Annotated in this window: 23 protein-coding genes and 1 tRNA gene; 13 read left to right on the top strand and 11 right to left on the bottom strand. The window is 35.5% G+C overall.

Annotated elements, in window-relative coordinates; all coding sequences use genetic code 11:
- The coding region (gene rpiA, locus GH715_RS17650) for a ribose-5-phosphate isomerase RpiA (RefSeq protein WP_163578742.1) at positions 1-597 on the top strand (597 nt) is incomplete at its 5' end.
- 61 nt (positions 598-658) lie between these two features.
- Here rpiA and prpE read toward each other — a convergent pair.
- The gene (gene prpE, locus GH715_RS17645) at positions 659-1393 is read right to left on the bottom strand and encodes a bis(5'-nucleosyl)-tetraphosphatase PrpE (protein WP_153834037.1); all 735 of its coding nucleotides are present in this window, start codon (positions 1391-1393) and stop codon (positions 659-661) included.
- Between the two features lie 82 nt (positions 1394-1475).
- Positions 1476-2666 (bottom strand): FtsW/RodA/SpoVE family cell cycle protein, encoded by a 1191-nt coding sequence (locus GH715_RS17640; protein WP_153834038.1) that lies wholly within the window; start codon positions 2664-2666, stop codon positions 1476-1478.
- 245 nt (positions 2667-2911) lie between these two features.
- On the opposite strand from GH715_RS17640, the gene mgtE reads away from it, so the two are divergent.
- The 4 genes from mgtE (at position 2912) to GH715_RS17620 (ending at position 7440) form a co-directional block, all read left to right on the top strand.
- Positions 2912-4276 (top strand): magnesium transporter, encoded by a 1365-nt coding sequence (gene mgtE, locus GH715_RS17635; RefSeq protein WP_153834039.1) that lies wholly within the window; start codon positions 2912-2914, stop codon positions 4274-4276.
- A 22-nt stretch (positions 4277-4298) separates the two neighbouring features.
- Positions 4299-6152 (top strand): monovalent cation:proton antiporter family protein, encoded by a 1854-nt coding sequence (locus tag GH715_RS17630; protein WP_153834040.1) that lies wholly within the window; start codon positions 4299-4301, stop codon positions 6150-6152.
- 196 nt (positions 6153-6348) lie between these two features.
- Positions 6349-6744 carry a thiol-disulfide oxidoreductase DCC family protein gene (locus GH715_RS17625; protein WP_153834041.1) on the top strand — a complete coding sequence of 132 codons (396 nt, stop codon included), beginning with the start codon at positions 6349-6351 and terminating at the stop codon, positions 6742-6744.
- A gap of 120 nt (positions 6745-6864) precedes the next feature.
- Positions 6865-7440, top strand: a complete 576-nt coding sequence (locus GH715_RS17620) for a DUF6241 domain-containing protein (protein ID WP_153834042.1) — start codon at positions 6865-6867, stop codon at positions 7438-7440.
- A gap of 191 nt (positions 7441-7631) precedes the next feature.
- Here the strand turns inward: GH715_RS17620 and GH715_RS17615 are convergent, their stop codons facing one another.
- Both GH715_RS17615 and GH715_RS17610 read right to left on the bottom strand, forming a co-directional pair.
- Positions 7632-9170: a glycine betaine uptake BCCT transporter gene (locus tag GH715_RS17615; protein WP_153834043.1), complete on the bottom strand. Its 1539-nt coding sequence runs from the start codon at positions 9168-9170 to the stop codon at positions 7632-7634.
- 192 nt (positions 9171-9362) lie between these two features.
- Positions 9363-9851, bottom strand: coding sequence for a CotY/CotZ family spore coat protein (locus GH715_RS17610; RefSeq protein ID WP_153834044.1), 489 nt, complete (start codon positions 9849-9851; stop codon positions 9363-9365).
- 174 nt (positions 9852-10025) lie between these two features.
- Here GH715_RS17610 and GH715_RS17605 point away from each other — a divergent pair, with 174 nt between their 5' ends.
- The 3 genes from GH715_RS17605 to GH715_RS17595 all read left to right on the top strand — a co-directional run bounded on the left by GH715_RS17605 (position 10026) and on the right by GH715_RS17595 (position 11200).
- Complete coding sequence (locus GH715_RS17605; protein ID WP_163578741.1) at positions 10026-10424, top strand: CotO family spore coat protein; 399 nt, start codon at positions 10026-10028, stop codon at positions 10422-10424.
- A gap of 100 nt (positions 10425-10524) precedes the next feature.
- The gene (locus GH715_RS17600; protein WP_153834046.1) at positions 10525-10749 is read left to right on the top strand and encodes a hypothetical protein; all 225 of its coding nucleotides are present in this window, start codon (positions 10525-10527) and stop codon (positions 10747-10749) included.
- A gap of 172 nt (positions 10750-10921) precedes the next feature.
- Positions 10922-11200 (top strand): hypothetical protein, encoded by a 279-nt coding sequence (locus tag GH715_RS17595; protein WP_153834047.1) that lies wholly within the window; start codon positions 10922-10924, stop codon positions 11198-11200.
- A 67-nt stretch (positions 11201-11267) separates the two neighbouring features.
- Here the strand turns inward: GH715_RS17595 and GH715_RS17590 are convergent, their stop codons facing one another.
- The 4 genes from GH715_RS17590 to GH715_RS17575 all read right to left on the bottom strand — a co-directional run bounded on the left by GH715_RS17590 (position 11268) and on the right by GH715_RS17575 (position 14442).
- Positions 11268-11942, bottom strand: coding sequence for a DUF421 domain-containing protein (locus GH715_RS17590; RefSeq protein WP_153834048.1), 675 nt, complete (start codon positions 11940-11942; stop codon positions 11268-11270).
- Between the two features lie 127 nt (positions 11943-12069).
- Complete coding sequence (locus GH715_RS17585; protein ID WP_153834049.1) at positions 12070-12492, bottom strand: GNAT family N-acetyltransferase; 423 nt, start codon at positions 12490-12492, stop codon at positions 12070-12072.
- A gap of 11 nt (positions 12493-12503) precedes the next feature.
- On the bottom strand, positions 12504-13220 hold the full coding sequence (locus tag GH715_RS17580) for an alpha/beta hydrolase (RefSeq protein WP_163578740.1): 717 nt from the start codon (positions 13218-13220) through the stop codon (positions 12504-12506).
- A gap of 52 nt (positions 13221-13272) precedes the next feature.
- Positions 13273-14442 (bottom strand): cation:proton antiporter, encoded by a 1170-nt coding sequence (locus GH715_RS17575; RefSeq protein ID WP_153834050.1) that lies wholly within the window; start codon positions 14440-14442, stop codon positions 13273-13275.
- Positions 14443-14551: 109 nt separating this feature from the next.
- On the opposite strand from GH715_RS17575, the gene GH715_RS17570 reads away from it, so the two are divergent.
- Positions 14552-15208 carry a DUF3298 and DUF4163 domain-containing protein gene (locus GH715_RS17570; RefSeq protein ID WP_153834051.1) on the top strand — a complete coding sequence of 219 codons (657 nt, stop codon included), beginning with the start codon at positions 14552-14554 and terminating at the stop codon, positions 15206-15208.
- A 100-nt stretch (positions 15209-15308) separates the two neighbouring features.
- Here GH715_RS17570 and GH715_RS17565 read toward each other — a convergent pair whose 3' ends face one another.
- Positions 15309-15839: a cell wall hydrolase gene (locus GH715_RS17565; RefSeq protein WP_390308501.1), complete on the bottom strand. Its 531-nt coding sequence runs from the start codon at positions 15837-15839 to the stop codon at positions 15309-15311.
- Positions 15840-16179: 340 nt separating this feature from the next.
- Between GH715_RS17565 and GH715_RS17560 the strand changes: the two genes are divergently transcribed.
- A tRNA-Val gene (locus GH715_RS17560) sits at positions 16180-16252 on the top strand.
- 73 nt (positions 16253-16325) lie between these two features.
- Here the strand turns inward: GH715_RS17560 and GH715_RS17555 are convergent.
- Positions 16326-17390 carry an LCP family protein gene (locus GH715_RS17555; RefSeq protein WP_153834053.1) on the bottom strand — a complete coding sequence of 355 codons (1065 nt, stop codon included), beginning with the start codon at positions 17388-17390 and terminating at the stop codon, positions 16326-16328.
- A 163-nt stretch (positions 17391-17553) separates the two neighbouring features.
- Positions 17554-18969 carry a hypothetical protein gene (locus GH715_RS17550; protein ID WP_153834054.1) on the bottom strand — a complete coding sequence of 472 codons (1416 nt, stop codon included), beginning with the start codon at positions 18967-18969 and terminating at the stop codon, positions 17554-17556.
- 522 nt (positions 18970-19491) lie between these two features.
- Here GH715_RS17550 and GH715_RS17545 point away from each other — a divergent pair.
- From GH715_RS17545 to GH715_RS17535, 3 genes are all read left to right on the top strand, one after another.
- Positions 19492-19731 (top strand): Parvovirus coat protein VP1-like protein, encoded by a 240-nt coding sequence (locus tag GH715_RS17545; RefSeq protein ID WP_153834055.1) that lies wholly within the window; start codon positions 19492-19494, stop codon positions 19729-19731.
- A gap of 282 nt (positions 19732-20013) precedes the next feature.
- Positions 20014-20517, top strand: coding sequence for a DinB family protein (locus GH715_RS17540; protein ID WP_153834056.1), 504 nt, complete (start codon positions 20014-20016; stop codon positions 20515-20517).
- 94 nt (positions 20518-20611) lie between these two features.
- Positions 20612-21352 (top strand): YqcI/YcgG family protein, encoded by a 741-nt coding sequence (locus tag GH715_RS17535; RefSeq protein ID WP_324186974.1) that lies wholly within the window; start codon positions 20612-20614, stop codon positions 21350-21352.
- Positions 21353-21366 lie beyond the last annotated feature (14 nt).

The raw sequence follows: 21366 nt of genomic DNA, 5'->3' as shown, positions 1-21366 counted from the left end.
ACTGGTTCAACCGTTTATTGGACTATTGTAGCGTTAGCTGAGTTAGTAAAAAAAGGACTTGATATTAAAGGCGTACCAACTTCTACTAGCACGGAAACTCTCGCAGAAGATTTAGGTATTCCATTAGTGAATCTGTCTTCTGTCAACCATTTGGATTTAACTATAGATGGAGCGGATGAAGTCAATCCAAATTTCGAACTAATCAAGGGTGGTGGAGGAGCTTTATTACGTGAAAAAATGGTGGCATCCATTTCGCAAAGGCTCCTTATCGTTATCGATGAATCAAAATACGTTCGTCATTTAGGTGCATTCCCCTTACCAGTTGAAATTGTCCCTTTTGGTTGGGAAATGACGAGTAAACAGATAAGTAGATTAGGTTGCAATTCTACATTACGCACTAAAGAGAACTCACCACTCATTACAGATAACGGGAATTATATCTTGGATTGCTATTTTGAAAAAATACAAGACCCTTACAAACTAAACCATACCTTAAATATGATTCCTGGAGTAGTTGAAAATGGCCTATTTATTCATATGGCCGATACAGTTGTGATGGGGAATAGAAGTGGTAACGTAGAAATCTTAAATAAATAATATACTAACCAAAAAGTTCCGGTCAACGAATGATCGGAACTTTTTTAGCTAATTATGCTTTTCAATATCTAAATTTCTCTTCAACAAATGGCATGGAGGACTTGACACTGACTATTTCTTCTTCTGGTAAGCGAAAGGCTGTCAGCTTATTTCCGAATACGCAACCAGTATCAATGTTTACTGTTTGGTTCACAAATCTCGGTTCTAAAACTGGAGTGTGTCCGTAAACAATCCATTTGTCACCATGATAATCTTGTGCCCAATCCCTACGAACTGGTCTACCATCATCATGCTTTTCACCGGTGATATCTCCGTATAACACAAAAGTTTTCACCTTTTTATCATGTCTCCCGAAATATTTTTCGGGAATCCCAGCATGTGCAATCACGGTATTTAATTCATCGATCACATGATATAACGGCGCATCCTCATAAAGTGTCATCATCATCTCTTTTACTTCGTCTTGATCTTGTTTAGATAATTGTTGATATTCTGCTACGGTTGTTTCTAAACCATGTTGTTGTTTCACATTATTGCCTAGAAAGAAACGATACAGTTTATCACAGTGATTGCCTGGCACATAATAGCCGAATTTCTGTTCCACAACAATCTGATAGACAATACGAATCACATCAAGAGAACGAGGCCCTCGATCAGTTAAATCTCCTACAAAAGCAATTATTCTATTTTCGGGATGATGGATTTTACCGTTTTTCCATTGATACCCTAATTCCTTAAGCAGTGTTTGAAGTTCCTGATAGCAACCATGAATATCGCCGATAATATCTAATTTCATTGAAATAACTCCTATCCGTTTGTTCCATGAATACCATGTATTACCTGTTAGCTAATAATCAGTCAGAACTAAAACTCTTCCTTTATGATTCGTCAAACATATAGGTTTTTATACGATAAAAGACACTTAAAACAATTCCGATTGCAATCATATAGGTAAGGGTTGAACTACCACCATAGCTGATAAAAGGCAATGGTAACCCAGTTACAGGAAGTAATTGAATCGACATTCCAATGTTTTGAAATACTTGATAGGTAAACATACCAATAATGCCGGTTACCATATAACTGGCAAACGGATCTTTACATCTTAGTGCAATATAAATAAGCCTGTAAATGAGCAAAAAGTAAATAAGGATTACAGCACTAGAACCGAAAAAGCCAAATTGTTCAGCGATAGACGTAAATATATAATCTGTATGATATTCTGGTACTTGATAGGCAGCTTGAAGGTCTCCCATCCCTTTACCTGATAATTGTCCAGAACCAATAGCCAACATTGCTTTTAATGTTTGATAGGCACCACCTTGACTGTATTCATCAGGAAATAACCAACCTTGAAATCGCTCGACTACGTGATCAAGTTCTTGATCATAGAGGAATTGATTCACTTCTTCCGGGTTTGTCAAGTACATAGTGATTGCAGCTACAAAACAAATAAGAAATGTACCAAAAATAGTTAAAATAATCCGCCATTTAATACCAGATACAAGAACCATGCAGGCAGTAATGGCAACCAAGACTAATACACCACCAAGGTCAGGTTGGTTTAATAGGAAGAAAATAGGAATAAGCGTGATAAATCCCATTTTACATAATAACCAAAGATCCATCTTTACGGTATGCACTGGATATTTCTCATTATGTGCGACCATGATATGAGCCAAGAAGATAATGAGAAAGATTTTCATAAATTCAGCTGGTTGAATCGTTCCTAGAACAGGAAACTCAAACCAGCCCCAAGCTCCATTTACCTCTTTCGCGATATCAGGAGGAAAATGGAAATAAAGCATAAGCAACGATAGAACACCAAGTCCATAAAGCAGCCAGGAAACTTGGCGAAACCGATCATAGTCAAACATCATAATCACAGCTATAACCATTGATCCAGCTATATACCAGACCATTTGTTTTAAATACATATTCTGATACAAAGGTTTTTGGCTCAAATATGGATCTAATGTATATAAAGTAAAAACGCTTATAATCGCAAGCAAAATAATAATTAAAATCAATGAATAATCAAGCTTTGAATTCGAGTTGTTTTCTGACATAATGATTGAACCTTTCTTTCTTGAAAAATATAGTCTATTCCTAGTATAGTGTATAAATGGTTTTTTGAGAATAAAAACAATAATTTTCAGTGGGGATAAACCACCCTACTGATGAAAGTCACACTTTATTGTAACATCTTCTTTTGATAAGAATGTGTAAAATTAGCGTTTTTTTTCGAAATTTGTGTTATTCTTTTAACATCCCTAGGTAAAGAATAAGTCATTGTAAGTAAGGGGGGACGGTAATGGAACATTTAGAACAGCATGAGCGATTGGAAATGTGGGAAAAAATTCAGAAAGCATTATTTGATGAACAAATAGACAAATTTCGAGCGGAATTTTTAGAGTTGCATCCTTATGATCAGGCAAAGATTTTTGAAGAACAAGATGAGGACATCCGCTTTATAATTTATTCCTATCTATCCCCAGAAGAAATGGCTGATGTGATTGAGCAAGTTGATGAAGATTTAGTTGAAGCGTTTATCACGGAGATGGTTCCAGCATTTGCAGCAAAAGTATTGGAACAAATGTCAACGGATGATGCGGTAGACATTTTAAATGAGCTTGATAAAAATAAAGTAGCAAGTTTTTTAACGATAATGGATAAGAAATCTTCAGAAGAAATTAAAGAATTGCTTCATTATGAAGAGAAAACAGCCGGTAGTATTATGACTACAGAATTTGTTGTAATTCATACACAAATGACCGTCAAAGAGGCGATGAGGCATTTAAGAAAAGAAGCTCCTTCTGCCGAGACGATTTATTATATTTATGTTGTCGATTCTTTTAAGAAACTTGTCGGTGTTATATCATTAAGAGATTTAATTATTGCGGAAGGTGAATGGCTTATTCAAGATGTTATGAGTGAGCGCGTTGTCTCCGTACCAGTTGGAGAAGATCAAGAGGATATCGCACAAATGATGCGAGACTACGACTTTTTGGCACTTCCAGTTGTCGATTTTCAAGATCATCTATTAGGTATTATAACTGTCGATGATATTATGGACGTTATGGATGAAGAAGCAAGTGATGATTATTCCAAGTTAGCTGGTATTTCTGATGTTGAAAGTAGTAGTGATACAGCTATTTCCTCTGCTAAAAAAAGGTTACCATGGTTAATAGCGCTACTATTCCTTGGCATGCTTACTGCCAGTATCATAACCCGCTTTGAAGCGGCTTTAGAAGAAGTAGCCATCTTGGCAGCTTTTATTCCATTAATAGCCGGGATGGCAGGAAACACAGGCACGCAAGCATTGGCAGTAGCTGTAAGAAGTATTTCAACAGGAGAGCTAGAAAAAAAAGGAAAAATAAAAGTGATTTGGAGAGAAACAAAGACAGGCTTAATTACAGGTTTTTGTTGTGGAATTATCATTATCTTGCTTATTAGCTTAGTGTATAATCAATTCTTTTTAGGAATCATAGTGGGGATTTCATTGATGGCTACGCTATTAATAGCAACTATATCTGGAGCTTTTGTTCCCATGATGATGGACCGCTTTAATATCGATCCGGCAGTAGCATCAGGACCATTTATCACAACATTAAATGATTTGATTTCCATTTTTATCTATTTTGGTTTAGCAACGGCGTTTATGAGCTTCTTAGTTTAAGGAGAAAGGAGTGTGCGGTAAGATGGAGCATGCTGAGTCTGTTAGTTCATTAGTTATAGTCATCATCGCAGCATTTTTAACACCAATACTGTTACACAGATTTCGGTTGAAGATGATTCCTGTTGTGGTGGCGGAAATTATCATAGGTTTGATCATTGGGAATAGTGGATTTAACCTTGTTGAAGAGAGTAACTGGCTAGAAACATTATCGACATTAGGTTTTATTTTCTTAATGTTTCTTAGTGGTTTGGAAATAGATTTTTCGATTTTTTCTAGTAAAAAACAACGAAAAAATCAAAAGAATATGACGGAAAAAATGCCTAATCCAGTCTTATTAGCCAGTCTTGTTTTTGTTGGCATTTTAATCTTATCATTCTTCCTGTCTTATCTATTTGTCTTATTTGGATTTATCGATAATGTTTACTTAATGACGTTAATTATTTCTACGATATCATTAGGGGTTGTGGTTCCTACACTAAAGGAAGCACAAGCGATGCAAACTACCGTAGGACAAACGATTTTATTAATTGCTGTCATTGCCGATTTAGTTACTATGATTTTATTGGCAGTATTCGTATCATTCTATGGTGAAGAATCCGGCAATATGTGGTTATTGCTAATCCTATTTGGTGTTGGTGTCTTACTGTATTTTGTCGGCAAATATTTCCGCAATCAGTCGTTTATTGAAACAATGTCTAAAGGAACGATTCAAATTGGGACAAGGGCAGTGTTTACTTTAATCATTTTCCTTGTAGCTTTATCGGAATCGGTAGGGGCAGAAAATATTCTTGGTGCTTTTTTAGCTGGAGCATTAGTCTCGTTATTAGCACCAAATCAAGAGTTAGTACAAAAATTGGACAGCTTTGGCTATGGTTTTTTAATTCCTATTTTCTTTGTGATGGTGGGAGTAGACTTAGATTTATGGGCATTATTTGATGAACCAAAAGTATTAGCGTTGATTCCTTTATTATTTATTGCGCTCTTGATTTCAAAGGTTATACCGGTTGCTGTTCTGAAAAAATGGTATGATACCAAAACGGTCGTTGCAGCAAGTATGCTATTAACTTCGACATTATCGCTAGTTATCGCTGCTGCAACGATTGGTGAACGACTAGAGATTATTTCAAGTGAAATGCATGGTGCGCTTGTGTTAGTTGCTGTGCTATCATGTATTATTACACCGTCATTCTTTAAGAAATATTATGAGAATCAAGAAGAAGTAGACTATCAGCAAACCGTTTCTTTCATTGGTACAAATCAAGCAACCATTCCGGTTGTTCGTGAATTGGATCCGAAAGAATTTGAGACGCATTTATTCCATACAAAACAAGAAAAACTGGATGTCAAAAAAGGTCGTACTATTTTTGATATTAATGAGCTTGATAACTATGGACTGGATACACTCGAAGCATCCGGTGTATTTGATCATGATATTGTTGTCGTTTCTACTGGAAATGAATACAAGAATGAGGAAATTGCTACGTATGCTAAGGAACATGGTGTAGAAAGAGTTATTGCTCGTATCGAAAATCCAGTTACTGAAAAAAGGTTACAGGAAATTGGTATCGATGTTTTCTCTGTATTAATGTCATCTAAAACACTATTGAAAGCATTAATTGAGTCACCAAATGTTGTAAATATCTTTACGCAACAAGACAGTGCGTTGTATGAAATCAATATGAATAACGTTAATTATGATGGTACACTACTTCGAGAGTTTCCGTTTACAGGTGACGTTATTATGGTTCGTATTTTCCGTGGTAAGGATTCCATTGTTCCACATGGAGATACAGAATTGAAATTGAACGACCGCTTAGTTGTGACGGGATCAGCGGAATATGTGGAAGAACTGCAACAAATACTTGAATATGTATAGAAACATCCCACTTCGGATAATGAAGTGGGATGTTTACTCTGTATAAAGGATAATTTTATGTGAACTTGATTACTATAATCAAGTATATCTCAAGAGCTATACATGGCAGAGGATGTGAAAGTAGTTGTTAACTTAAGCATTTGCTTTTGTATTACTATACCAACATTTGATACACTGATTAAAAGAGGTGCTATGTATGAAACGAATCATTTTATTTGATGGTGTCTGTAATTTTTGCAGTAGCAGTGTGCAGTTTATAATCAAGAGAGATCCCACTCTCAAGTTCCAATTCGCATCGTTACAAAGTGAAAAGGGCCAACAATTATTAACAAAACACCGTGCCTCACAAGATATGGATAGTATGGTTTTGATTGAAAAAGATCGTGTTTATACAAAGTCTACGGCAGCTTTACGTATAGCTAAAGAGCTGAAAGGATTTTATCAATTTTTTGTCATATTTCTTGTTATACCAAAACCAGTTCGTGATATTTTCTATACCATTCTAGCTAAAAATCGCTACCGTTGGTTTGGTAAAAAAGATCAATGTATGATTCCAAAGCCAGAAGATAAACAACGTTTTTTAGATACTTAAAAGAATTTCTAGCTAAAACGAGGTTGTTTTCCACTCTGAAAGAATGTACTTAAAGACTTGAAAGTATAATAATTCCAAGTTAGGCTTATATAAAATGAACCATAGGAGGAAATTCTTATCATGGGGAATAAAATATATAAGTGGGTTTTAAGTATTGTCATCATAGGATTTATCGGAATGATTGTATTTATATCTATTGATTTGTTTACAGGTGTTGAAACACAATCACAGGAAGATGACACGAAAACTGATGATAATTTGACTGATATAGAAGAAGTTGAGGAAACTGGCGATCAGGAAATTAAAGAATTATCGCAAGAAAAGAAAGAAGAAAACAAGGATGCTGATTATATAAATCCTTTCGGAGATACGTTTACTAAAAAAACACTTGAAGAATCACAATATCAAAAATATATCAACTATATGGCTCACCAAAAGGTGTATGCTGATCGTATGTATGGATTTTATAAAATCACCCCTGAACGAATCGATTTCTTACTAGAAGTGTTAGATATTCAAACCTACCAACATGAAGAGGTTTACCGAGATATTTTAACAAGATGGGAAGAAGGAGACTTCTCCCAAGCTGTGGAAGACCATAATAGAGTATGGACATTACAAAATGGTGATGTAGGTAAAGCAACTCGATTACTAACAGAGGAAGAAGAACAAAATAGATTGGCGAAATATGAATAAAGCTCATGATTATGGGCTTTATTTTTTTGCTTGTATTAGCAAAGGATGTAAAATAATCTGCGAAAAATGGGAATGTAGTAGCTTATATATTCATTGGTTGGGATCGCTGATTTAGATCGGAAAGATAAACCAGTGAAGAGGATTAAATAAATCGAGAGAAAGGAAAAAAGAGAAGGTAAAACCCTTCTCTTTTAATTCTGCTCTCTTTTTTTCCGTTTTAATGTATATAGACGTGCTTCTTCTCTGAATGCTTTAAATATCGAGAAGATCACCATAATCATAATAATGGCAAATGGGAAAGCCGCAATGATCGATGCGGTTTGTAACGCTCCTAAACCACCTTGCCACAATAATACAGCTGCAGTTCCTGATTGAACAAATCCCCATGCAACTTTCACCTTAATATCTGGATTCAATTCGCCATTTGTTGTTTGCATCCCAAGGACGAAAGTTGCCGAGTCAGCTGATGTAATAAAGAATGTACTGATCAGTAATACGGCTAGTACTGACATTATTAAGCTTAATGGAAAGTTTTCCAAAACGGTAAATAGTGCCGCTTCTGAGCCGGATTCATTCATGATGCTAAGTATATCGATATTTTCGTTCATTTCTAGGTGAATAGCTGATCCGCCAAAAATACTAAACCATAGTGCACCAAAAATGGTAGGTACTAGCAAGACCCCAACAACGAACTCCCTAACCGTACGACCACGGGATACACGGGCAATAAACATACCAACAAATGGAGCCCACGCGATCCACCAAGCCCAGTAGAAAATCGTCCAATCTTCTAACCAGTGCGCATTTTCTTCATTAAAAGGCGCCATACGGAAACTCATTTCAGGTAAGTTGGAAATATAAGAGCCTAATGTCGTAGTAAAGAAATTCATAATGAAGTTTGTTGGACCAGTAAATAATAAGAAGAGCATTAATAGAATAGCTACAACAATGTTGGTGGTACTTAGAATTTTTATTCCCTTGTTCAAACCGGTCAATGCCGAAAGCATGAATAGTACTGTAACCGTTGCAATAATAATAAGTTGCGTATAGATAGTATTCGAAATATTATTCGAAACAAATTCTAAACCACTACCAATTTGTTGTGCACCAAGACCTAATGAGGTAGCAACCCCAAATATCGTTGCAAATACAGCAATTACATTAATTAATGTACCATAGCCACCATTCATTCTATCACCATAAAGAGGCTTCAAGGTGCTGCTAATTAAACCAGGCTCGTCTTTTCTGAATTGAAAATAGGCTAGTGCAAGGGCTAATGTGGCATATACTGCCCATGGATGAAAACCCCAGTGAAAGAAACTATGTTGCATAGCTACACGAGCCGCTGCTGCTTCACTGCCGGTTGGATATGGTGGATCATGTAAATGCCAAACTGGTTCTGCTGCGCCCCAAAATACTAGACCAATTCCCATACCAGCACTAAATAGCATACCAAACCATGTTAAGTAATTGTATTCGGGCTTGTCTCCATCTTTGCCAAGCACAATGTTTCCATATTTAGAGACAATTAAAAATATCGCAAAAATGACAAAAGCAGTAGTAACTAATAAATAGAACCAACCAAACCGCGTTACCAGAAAACCTTGAATAAGAGAAGTGACATGGTCAAGGTTCCATTCTGGTAATACGTCTTTAGGAATAATCCCCCATATAATAAATAGCAGTGAAATTGCCAGAGAAATATAAAAGACATTTGTAACCTTTTTCATCTTAACATCCTTTCCAAAATTGTTTTGTGTATGAGTGCACAATTTACTTTACCCTTTTCTGTTGCTAACTATTCACCGTTTTTACACAACGTGTCGGATTTTATCAGAAGTTGCTGGGCTAATTCAAGTAATATGGTTAAATAAACAAAAAACTCTTCCAGCTTGTTATCGCTGGAAGAGTATTAACGATTATTAAAATACAGAAACAGCTGGTAGGCAAGTAATTGCACAGAAGCAATTTAAGTCTACAGTGATACAGATTCCAGTACGTTCTAAATCTTCAACTTGTTCGTTGTCAAGTTGTTCACATGGATCGCCGCAAGCTTCGTCATCGTTGTCAAATACTAATAGTTCTAGTACTGCGCAACAGTCTTCATCATCCACTTCATTTACACGGAAAATAAAGCTGCTGAAGCATTCAAATTGACCATCACTAATTTCAGCTCCGAATCCTTTAAATGGTTTACCTTTTTTATCATATAAAATAAAAGGTACTGTATCTAAGCCGTTACCGCTCACAGGTGCTACTAAATCTTGGATAGATCGTGCACAGCTTACATCACATTCCATTTCTACAACGTTATCTTGTGCATCAGCAATTGCACGGACAACATCGCAGACACAGTCACTTCCAGTTTCAATTCCTGCTACGTCATCATTGCATCCTACTTTTCTTCCCATTAAACTACACTCCTCTTCTAAAAAAGATTTCGTTAACACTAATAATCTATGAAGAATTTGACTATCTGTATAGACAGAAGCCTTGTTTTCCATAATTAGGTTTGATTTTTTTTTCACAAGCATTAGACGTTTGTCATATATATAAATATGCATTGTTATAAGGAGGTAGAGAAGATGGACTCCACAAGTGAGAAACGAGAATTACCAAAGCTATATATTACACAACCCAATATGGCAGAACCAAAGCGAACCATGCAGTCACAATATCATTCTGTCAGTGCCTACGAGAAGCCACAGCAGTCTCAAGATATTTCTAATCAGTATTATTCGAAGAATCAGCTAAAGAATAAAAAATTTAATGAGATGACTATAAAGGAAAAAGTAATGTATTTTGCTTCTATGCCTTTTCATGTTCCAAAAGTAAAATGTGAGTTAATAACGGAACGGAAAAAGTATATAGGACTAATTGAAGATTATCAAAACGACATGGTAATTATAAAAGTAGCAAGTAAACCGAGACCGGTATCTGTTCCGTTGGATCAAATTAAAGAAATTAACATGTTCGGTCTATAATATCGTGATAAATGACACTATTCTTTGCCTGTTGCATAAGATGTAATGACCATTTGAAACCTAGTACATTTTGATATAAAAGAAAGAAGGAGTGAAGAACGTGTCAGAGAAGAAGAAAGTGATTTATGTGAAAGACTTAGTTATCAAAGCAGATAATGTTCGCATTGAGCCAACTCGACGTCATGATCCTTTCTTTGGTCCACGTGCAGTGGAAGCCGAAGACGAGGAACTGCTTGAAAAAGAAACTGTCGAGGATGTGGAAGACGAACAAGATGATGATGATGACAAAGATAAAGACGTGCGTCCGCCATTTTCATGGCTCTAATAATAAAACAGATAGCTTTTTCGTGAGAAGCTATCTGTTTTATTTTTCTAGGGTAGCTCTCCAATAAATGCTTCACGATCACAAAATTCTCTTTTGACGGACAAAAGTATGATTCATTTTCCGAAAATATGGGTATATAATAATATAGAACCTTGAAAGGGGATGGACGTCAATGGGATATATTAAGCCAGTTGAGAATTATCAGTATCAACAGTATCATAATCGTGTTACACATGAAGAGCGAGACCCATTTCCAATTGAAAGGCTATACCCGATCCAGTTTGGCATGCGTTATAAAGAGGAACGAACAAAAGAAGAGCCTAAAAAAATAATGATTCCCCAACAAAAGAAAAGAAAGCGCCATCAAGTAACGGAACAAAAAAGTCAGCTCAACCATACCGTTTATGCAGAAGTCACTGGAAAAGGTGGGAAGTTTGAGGCAACTGTATAAAGTAATGTAAAAAGTAGTTCAGTTTGAAGTACTTGATGTACCCAAACTGAACTACTTTTATTAACTGCTAATATCCTTGAACATATAGATTTTTGCCTATTTCATATTCAGCATAAAATACTTCCTGTACAGAGCTGATTTCTTGTTTTTTTAATTCTTCTTTTAGCCAGTTTTCATCTTTTCCAATTTCATGTAGACTATCCCATATTATCTCACCATCATTGATGAGCATAAAGGGTAATATGACTTGTTCAGGGGGATGGTTAAAGTCATTACGTGTGGGGGTTTGATAGCCGGTTTTCTTTAGAACAGAAACAGTACCATCGGTTTCGAGGATAGCATAATCTACTTCTCGAATGGAAAATACATCTTTGGAACGCAATAAATGTAACAACTGATTCATATCGAGCTTGCTTTTTTTCATTTCTTCACGTTGTAGTTTCCCTTTATGGATAACAATTGACGGCTGGCCCTCTAGCATCGATCTTGTTTTCTTAAAACGTTGGGTAATAATTTCTGTCAAATATAATAAAGCCCCCCATAACAGAATTGCAAAAGCAATATCCCTTATGCCAACTTCGTTATCATAGAGGGCATTCCCAACTAATTCCCCAAGAATAAGTGCAGAGATAAAATCAAATGCTGTAAGTTGTCTGATCTGTGTCTTTCCAAGTAATTTAGTTAGAATAAACAACATGACAAAACCAAACAATGTCTCTACAAAAATGGAACCGTAATGCATAGTTGTTTCTCCTATCTTTATCAGATTTTTTATTAGGATATACCAAAACAATCATGTGCATACATGCTGAAACGGTTCCAAATTAAAAAGCTAAAATGTATTTACATTTTAGCTCCTAATGGCAGTCTCATATTGATTTTGTCATGGTGACATGTGGGATACCAGCATCCATGAATTCACCGGAAATTGTTTCATACCCCAGTGATTGATAAAATGCTTCTGCTCTCGTTTGAGCATTTAGCTTGGATTTGTCCATGTCTTTTTCTTTTGCTATTCTTTCCATAAATAACAGGATATCTCGACCAAAACCTTTGCCACGTTGTGATTGCAAAACACAAATACGCTCCATTTTGGCGTAACCATCAACAAAGCGCATTCTGCTTGCCGCTACCGGCTCTTCTTCCTCATATCCGATAAAATGAAGCGCTTCTTGTTCTAATTCATCAATTTCTAAATCTTCCGGTACGCCTTGTTCTTCTACAAAAACAGTGAATCGAACTTTATAGGCATCTTGTAATTCCTTTTCTGTATTGACTATTTTCAATTCCATTGTTTCTCCCCTTATCCTAACATCTTGATTAATATTTCTTTTAAATCTTGTTGCCAATATTTCCATGTATGATTACCATTAAATTCATCATAATGATAGACCTGCAGTTTTCCAGTTAAGGTCTGATTTAAAGTACGATTAGGTGTTAAGAAATCCGCAGTTTCTCCATTTGTCATGTGTACCTCTGTTTCTTCTTTTCCAATCGAGTGAAATACTTCAATATGTGAAAATTCCGCGGCCTTGCTTGCTCTTTTCAACACATCTTGATCGACATAAGGTGATTGCATAATAACCGTATCAAATGTATGTGGAAATTGGGTTGCGATCATAAATGCTAATGTTCCGGCTAGTGAATCTCCGATTAATATTCGCTTTACCGGTGTAATATGTAAATGATTCTCGACATAAGGAATCGCTTCTTTTACGAGAAAAGCAATATAAGCATCCTGCTGTTGACCACTCGGATGATATTTTTCCCATCGATCATTTTTGTCTTGATAATGTACACCAACAAAAATAGTGGCTTCGATCTCTATATCTTCATGTAATTGATCGCTTAAAGTAGCAACTCGTCCCATCCTGAAATAATCATCGCCATCATTCATGATACATAATTGATAATCTTTAAAAGCTGTAAATCCTTCTGGAAGATACCACTTTATCTGGATTTCTTCTTTCAGATGTTCACTATGAATGGTCGCATCTTCCATCTTTCCGTTACGTCCCACATAAACTCCCCCTTGTCATTATGTATTTTAACAGGATTTCTTTTTTACTGCATTATTTTAGCAACTGTCTTGAAATGGGCGCCATGCTGAGACTTTGAATGGTTAAAGATAATAGTACAATGGTGAAGCTGACACCAACAATCCAATCACTGTTCATACTGCTAGTGTTTTTGGCGTATAAGGTGAGAATTAAAAAGACAGACATCGATCCTTTTAAGCCAGCCCACGATATTAACAAGTTGTAACGCCAGGAAAGCGGGTGGATTATCTTTGTTACAGCATAACTAATGATGTAACGTGCGAAAATCATGAAGACAAAGATGACGATAGCATATAACCAATAACCTATCGCTAAATATTCGGTAATTTCAATACCGATGACTAAAAATAATATCGCAAGTAAACTGTTCTCCACAATCTCCCAAAATCCATCTAATGATTCACGAAAATGAGCTTCTTTTATTGCTCGTCCATATTCAAATGAAATCATCATTCCACTCGCAACCGTTGCTAAAACACCAGACACATTTACTGCTTCAGCAATTAAGAATGAACCATAAGCCAGAATAATACTGAGCATAATTTGATAATTACGATAATGAGAATAGTGGACCATTTTACTTACTAAATAGCCACAGGTAAGCCCGATTGCAATACCACCTAAGGAAACGAGCAGAAAATCGCCAAAAAAAGCAAAAAACGAAAATCCTTTTTCTCTTGTTGCAATCGCAAATAAAGTGGTAAAAAGTACGATACTAGTCCCATCGTTTAACATCGATTCTCCCTCGACCATGCTGGCAATCTGTTCATTTCCGGTTGCTTTCTTAATAATAGAAACAACTGATACTGGATCTGTAGGTGTTAGGATAGCAGCCATAACAAAGGCAGCGCCCAAACTAATAGGAGAGATGATCGAAATGAAATAACCTAATATCAATACATTCAAAATGATTCCAATTGTTGCAAGTGAAATAATTACATTTACATTCTGACGAAAATCGTTTATGGGAAATTGATAAGCAGAGACAAATAACAAGGCAGGTAAAAAAATATGATAAATAGTATTCTCCGTCAATTCTATCGACTCAAAAAAAGGAATAAAAGAAATCCCGATGCCAAGTAATATAAGTACCGTTGGAACAGGAAAGTCTTCTTTCTTTGTATCAATTGTAAAAATAAGATAGCCAATAAAAAGTAAAATCACGATTTGCTCAATCGACATTTTTTCACCACCTTTTTGTTTATTATTCCCATATTTTTTCATCAAAAACATATGTATGTTTAGGTTTGTTCTAGGTAAGCTAAACAAAAAAAGGATGTGTGTTTTCGAGATGAAAAAGCTCTGTTTATGCTTCATATTATTCGTAATGATAACTCCAACAGTATTTGCGAATGGTCAAACAGCTCTGGTAACAGATGAGATATATAAGGATATCGAGTCATTAAAATATCCGCAAGTGTCTGAAACTGAAAAAACAGGGATGGAAGATAAAATCAATAAGGCGTTCCAAAAGTATATAAAAGAGTCTTATAAAGAATTAAAGGAAAATGAAGAGCAAGCTGAGAAATACGATTTTCATGCAGAATACCAAACAGATTATGAAGTGAAGTATAACCAATCACCGAAATTGAGCATACTGACAAGTAACTATATATATAGTGGAGGAGCACATGGCAACACTACTGTTGAATCGTTTAATTTTGATATCGATAAAGGAAAACGTGTGTATTTAACCAATATTCTTACTGAAAAAGAACAGATTGAAGCTGTTAGAGATTATGTATGGGAGTATGCCACAGAACGACCAGACATTTTTTATCCAGACTTAAAAAAGGAAGACATTAAATTAACGAAGGATACGGCTTTTTATTTTACAGATGACGGAATTACTCTCGTATTCCAACAATATGAGATTGCGCCGTATGTTGCAGGAAATCAGGAAATCCATGTGCCGGCAGAGGTGTATATAAAAAGTGATAAAAAATGAGGGACATAAAATAATATAATTGATTTTAAATAACGCATGAAACACGACTTTAAGGTCCGGTTTCATGCGTATTTGAATGAAAAGAGTTTTTATTATAATCTTATTTTGCAAATACATGATTCCCAATTTTCACTGTAGTTTGTTGGTCAAAAATCCAAGCACTTGCAGCTGTTTCTGGGTTGTAGAAATAAATTGATCCTTGCCCTTGTCCGCGAAAAGCGATTGCTTCTTCTACTGCACGTTTTGCTTCACTATCCGCTGGTTTATTGATTGCCCCATTTTCAACAGGACTAAATGCATAAATTGCTCCATTCTCATACGTTTCATACACAACACCTTTTACAGTGTTTGGAAAGTTCGAATGATCGACACGATTTAAGATAACAGTTGCCACTGCTACTTTTCCGGCGTATGGTTCTCCTTTTGCTTCAGCATGTACTAATCTTGCTATTAATTCTTTATCAGCTTCTGAAATGGACTCTGGTATACTGAGTTTCGTTCCAGGGTATAAAAGGGAAGAAGAGTAGTTATTAACATTCATGAGTTCATTCGTAGATACACCATGTTTTTGTGCTATTTTCCAAAATGTATCCCCTTGTTTGACTGTATATCCTTCGACGAAACCTGGCATAACCGTAAGACCTGTAAGAACAAAGAAACTAGTTAACAAGACTTTTATTTTCAAATTCATTACCTCCTGTGATTAATCTATTAACTAGACTAGCAAATGTAACATAAAGAATCGCTATGATAATTTTACCAATCGATAGAAAGCTTAATATATTAGGTCGCAGAAAAGTTTACCAACGTTAAAAATTCTGTTAAAAAAAGGAGTTAATGGCAATAATGCTTAAGAATATGACAGTTGTAAAGGTATTGAAATCTGAACATCATTTGGATTAGGATATAATACGGATTAAATTTCAATTGACAATGAGTCAGAGTTCTCCTATATTTAGATATATAAGAATGATTCCGTAGCTCAGCTGGGAGAGCGCCACCTTGACAGGGTGGAGGTCGTTGGTTCGAGCCCAATCGGAATCACTAAAAAAAGCCTGGTTGTTAGATAAACCAACAACCAGGCTTTTTCGTATGCTCAGAATCAGAATCGTTTTACTTATTCCAATTCCATATCCTGATTATTCTCCACAGAATAATCATTTGTATTCTCTTCTTCCAGTTCTAATTCCTGTTTCAACTGTTGTGATGCTTTATTCAAACCTTCTTCTGTCGGTAGGAAATAGTAAGTACCATCAATTCGTTGATCTACACCTTCTATTTCATATGTTTTAATATCCGAAGTATTCATCGAAGAATAGGCTTTTTGTAAATTAAAAATTTCACTCGCACTCAAGCTAGTAGTTACATTTTCTCCTAAAATATCTGTAATTTCCCCTACTTTAAACAATGAATCTGCAGAAATAGCTTCATCAATAGCAGCCTGGATAAATTGACGCTGTCTCTCATCACGAGAGTAGATGTTATTTACATCTCGTTTTCTCATTCGGACAAATGCTAATGCTTCTTCACCGTTTAATGTGCTTATTCCTTCTTCAAAGTAGATTTTCTCTCCACCTACATAGAAGTTCTTTTCCCAGAATGGCTCTTTTATATCAACTGTAACGCCGCCAAGTGCGTCCACAATATCTCTAAATCCATCAAAATTCACTGTAACATATTCATCAATAGGAATATCAAGCAATTGTTCTACCTTTTCCACCGTCAACTTGTTGGCCCCATAGTCAAAAATAGAGCCATACGTATAGGCCGCATTTATTTTATGGTAGCCAGCATATTGTCCGGCTTCTTCTGCTGTAAATTCCATTCTTGTATCACGTGGGACGGTTGTCATTGTCATTTGATCTGTATTTGGATTAATGGTCACAACAATTTGTGTATCTGCACGACCATTCTCACCATCTGTTTCATAATCTTCCACACCAATTAATAAAATTGAAAAAGGGTCGTCTCCAATTGTAACATCTGTTTCTCTTTTTTCTGATTTTCCATCCGGTCGATCTATTTCTTCATGAGCATCTTGAGTTGCATCATAAACGTTCACAAATAAATAAATACCGTAGCCAATAACGGCGATGATGATTAATAAAATAATCCATAATATTCGTTTTTTCCACTTGCCTGATTTTTTTCTATTTTTTCTGTCTGTTCTTCGTTCACTCAAAATAAATACCTCACCTTTATTGTCTATTATTCTACTAAAAAAATTAGTGATATGTTGATAACTATTACACCTAATTTGACGAATCACCATCTAAAAAGTTACAGGTATTTATTAATTTAGTCAAATAATAACGAATCATTTACAGTATTTTCTATTAAAATAATTAGTTCGAAAGTTTATCAATTAAACGCATTAACCGATGACCAGACGGAATTTTATTGATATAGCTGTGTGATAAAAATGCACTAATTGTTTTGTCCATATAAGACTGTAACTCTTTATTGGTAAAAAAATCTGAGACTAATGTGGATAGTTGCTGTGGGTCATCCTGTATAAGTTTTCCCATATCGTCATAATAACCGGTGTAACCAGGAGAGGATTCACCTAATATAAATACAGGTTTTTTTGCCAACATAGCTTCCAACGCTACTGTGGAAGGATAAGAAACTACTACATCCGCTATGCTGAAAAGGTCATAGTGATGGTATCCTTTGGAAGAATAGACAAATGAGTGGGCATCCTGAAGAGGATGGGTTTTTTTATATTTAAAATCTTTGATAATTACATTTACGTTATCATTAGTACTTATTTGATCAAGGAAAGCAGTCCATTCTTCTAAGAGTAGTTGCCCACGGATAATCAGTAGTATAGTTTTCTTTGTTGGATCAATGGCAAGATTTTGTTTTACTTCTTCCTGTCGTAATTTTGGTACTTGTTTAATTAAATCAAATCGAGGATGGCCGATGATTTCTAAACCTTCTTTGTCTACTCCATTTTTATGGTACCAATTCATATCATGCGGTCCATAAACAGCATCAACATCTGCAATTTTTGGGATATAACCGAATTCTTTCCCGATTATTCCGTGCTGCATACAAATCGTTGGAATCCCGTATCCAGCTGCAACAAAAACTAAGGTACGACTTTCCGGGTAATGTGTGGAAGGGACAATGACAGTAGATATTGGAACTTTTCTAAATAAATTTGCTGCTTCTTCTACACGGTTAACTATTTTAGCGATTTGCATAAAAAATCTACTTCTAAAGGTTGGATCATCATAGACCAAATGATTAGGATGTTTTGATAAGATGACTTGAGCTTCTTTTTTTAGTTTGTTGATCGGAGCTTTCCTATCACTTTTGTAGTTATCAAAGGTTTGGATTGAATAACCTTGCAATCCAACAAGGTATGTTTTCTCTTTCCTTTGTGGAATCGTATCTTGTACGATCAAGGTCTTCCTTTTGTCAAAATAATGATAGAAGGTTTCATTTGGAAATCGTAAAAGGTCATATACATCGTGCAGGAGGATTTTGCCATTCTCCTTTTTTTGAAAAGGTATTTGTATGGTTGCTTTCTTTTTATTGAATGTATGCTGAATATCAGATAAGTCATTTACTGTATTTTTAAGAGTGCTAGTGTACGTTGGATCATGTAAAGACTTGAGCAATTCCTTGTTGTTTCTGATTAAACTGCCATAGTGGAAAAGATGAGCTAGTGAGTAGCCTTTGTATTCTAATGCAGCAAAGTCATCCAGAAAGTCGAGGTAAACCGTCCAATAATTCTTTTCATAAGTATTCATTCCTAATCCCCTTTTCTATAGCAGGTTTGCTTAACTATGAAGAATCTAGTAAACGGAAAGTTAAGCATAGTCCTCAAAGTTCACACTGCTGGCATAATATTTATTCTTATTTATATTCCAATCATTAATATCAGTGAAAATAAAGGCCTACTATTAATGGATATATCAGTATAAATAGGCTAGTTCCGGTTACTATAAGAGTACTCAATTATCATCATGGAGGGAAAGAAATGTCCAAACAACGCAAAAAAGAAAAACCTAATTATGCTCCTACAAATCCGGATGAAAAAATGCCTGATAAGCAAAAAAGAGGAAGAGGTAAATCTCCTTCACGAGGTAATCCATTATAGAATGAATCACTTATTAGCATGGAAGAAGGAAGGAATCCTCTCCTTCCTTCTAACTTTCAGTCTTCACAAGATGATAAATCCACTTTTTCCCTATGATAGCTATCCTTTTCGTGACTAGGAAACGGAACATATAATATGACAAGGTTCGAGAAATAAAGGGGGAAGGTATCTAATGCCATGTTTACCCGGTTACCGATATTGTGGTCCAGGCTGTAGTGGACCAGGCATGCCATTAAATCGATTAGATGTTTTTTGCATGCAACATGATGATTGTTACCGAAAACACCGATCTCATCAGCATTGTGATGATATATTCTTGAAGAGACTACAGCCATATATACAACGAAGAGATAAAATCGGTAGAGATGCAGCTCTTATGTACCGAGCTATTTCATTTAAACGAGGGTTATAGTTCAAAAGGAAAAACACATTAGTGTATTTATTAATACTTAACTAATGTGCTTTTTATTGATTTCGATATTAGCACAGTGCGAATTGTCCATTACCCTCAACTGAGCAAGTCTCACTTATTAAAAGTCAATTTTATACGGGGTAATCCCTAAATATTTCTTAAATCTGAAGTTGTATTTCGAGCGATAGGAAGGTTAAAACTTGAATAAAAGGAACGTATGTTCTATAATGTATTTAGGATAGATATCCTCTATTCCATTATGAAGGGAGGGAGCTAATAGACATGTATGTAACGATTGCAGACTTTATTTACGAATGGAAACGAGAAGCAATGCTGACTCAAAAAGTGCTGGAGGGTTTGACCGATAATTCGTTAAAACAACAAGTTTATTCAGAAGGTCGCACTTTAGGTAGAATTGCATGGCACTTAACAACAAGTATCCCAGACTATTTAGCTGATTTTGGGTTAGAAATAAATCAAGTAAAAAAAGCAGAAAGTGTTCCCAATTCAGCAAAAGAAATAGTGGAAACGTTTAAAAGCGTCAGTTCTAGTGCAGCTGAAGTGATTGAACAACAATGGACAGATGAATCATTGGAAAAGGTACAAAATGCATTTGGTAGAGAAGAAACAAATGCTCAAATTCTAATGGGGCTCATCAAACACATTATTCATCATCGTGGACAAGTTACAGTTCTTATGCGACAAGCAGGAATAAAACCTTTTGGGGTTTATGGACCGCCGAAAGAAGATTGGGTTCAATTAGGTGTGGAAAGTCCACCTCTTTAACGTAAAAGAGTAATAATCATCTCCGCTAGTGCCTATTTTACATAGACATTTACCCAAATGTAGTTTGATTGAATAAGATGTAATAGGGCGTGAGGTGATTATTTTGAGCAAATGGTACAAAAAAGGTGATATAAAAAGAGATGACTTCCTTGATCCATGGAAAAAAAGAATGGTTGCCCGATTCACCGATAAAATGTCCAATAAAGAACAGCCTTTTCCTTGCATTCCGGCAACCATTGGGTTCGCATTAGATCAACTTCGATTTGGGTTTATTGGGTCACCGACAGAGGAGCGAACGACCCATGAGCTAGGGGAGTTATTACGAAATTATTCGAAACATTCGAGAGAGCTTGGCAAATACACTTCATTGATCGTATTTTATGAAATATCCAAAGAGATTATCGAAAGCTATTCAGTTGAGCAATATGAACATATATTTTGGGAGCAGCTGAGTAAACTCATGGTTTATGATAAAAAAGCATGGCCAAGGGAAATCCCGATAGATCCAAATCACCATATGTGGGAATTTAGTTTTCATGGTGAAAGATATTTCATGTATTGTGCAACCCCAGCACATCAAAAAAGAAATAGTAGATCGTTTCCTACATTGATGTTAGCTATTACCCCAAGGTGGGTGTTTCAACAATTTAACGAATCGAAACACGCTGAGAAGATCATCAACCAAGTGAGAAATAGACTAAAAAACTATGATTCCATCCCGATTCACCCAGAGTTAAAACCATATGGAGCAGAAGATAATTTTGAATGGAAACAGTATTTTTTACGAGATAACAACCAAATTTCATCGAAATGTCCATTTCATTATAAAAAGTAAAGAAAGTATATAAA

The sequence above is a fragment of the Gracilibacillus thailandensis genome (genome assembly GCF_010994055.1).
Classification (GTDB): domain Bacteria; phylum Bacillota; class Bacilli; order Bacillales; family Amphibacillaceae; genus Gracilibacillus; species Gracilibacillus lacisalsi.
This window is presented reverse-complemented; position numbering and strand designations above follow the sequence as displayed.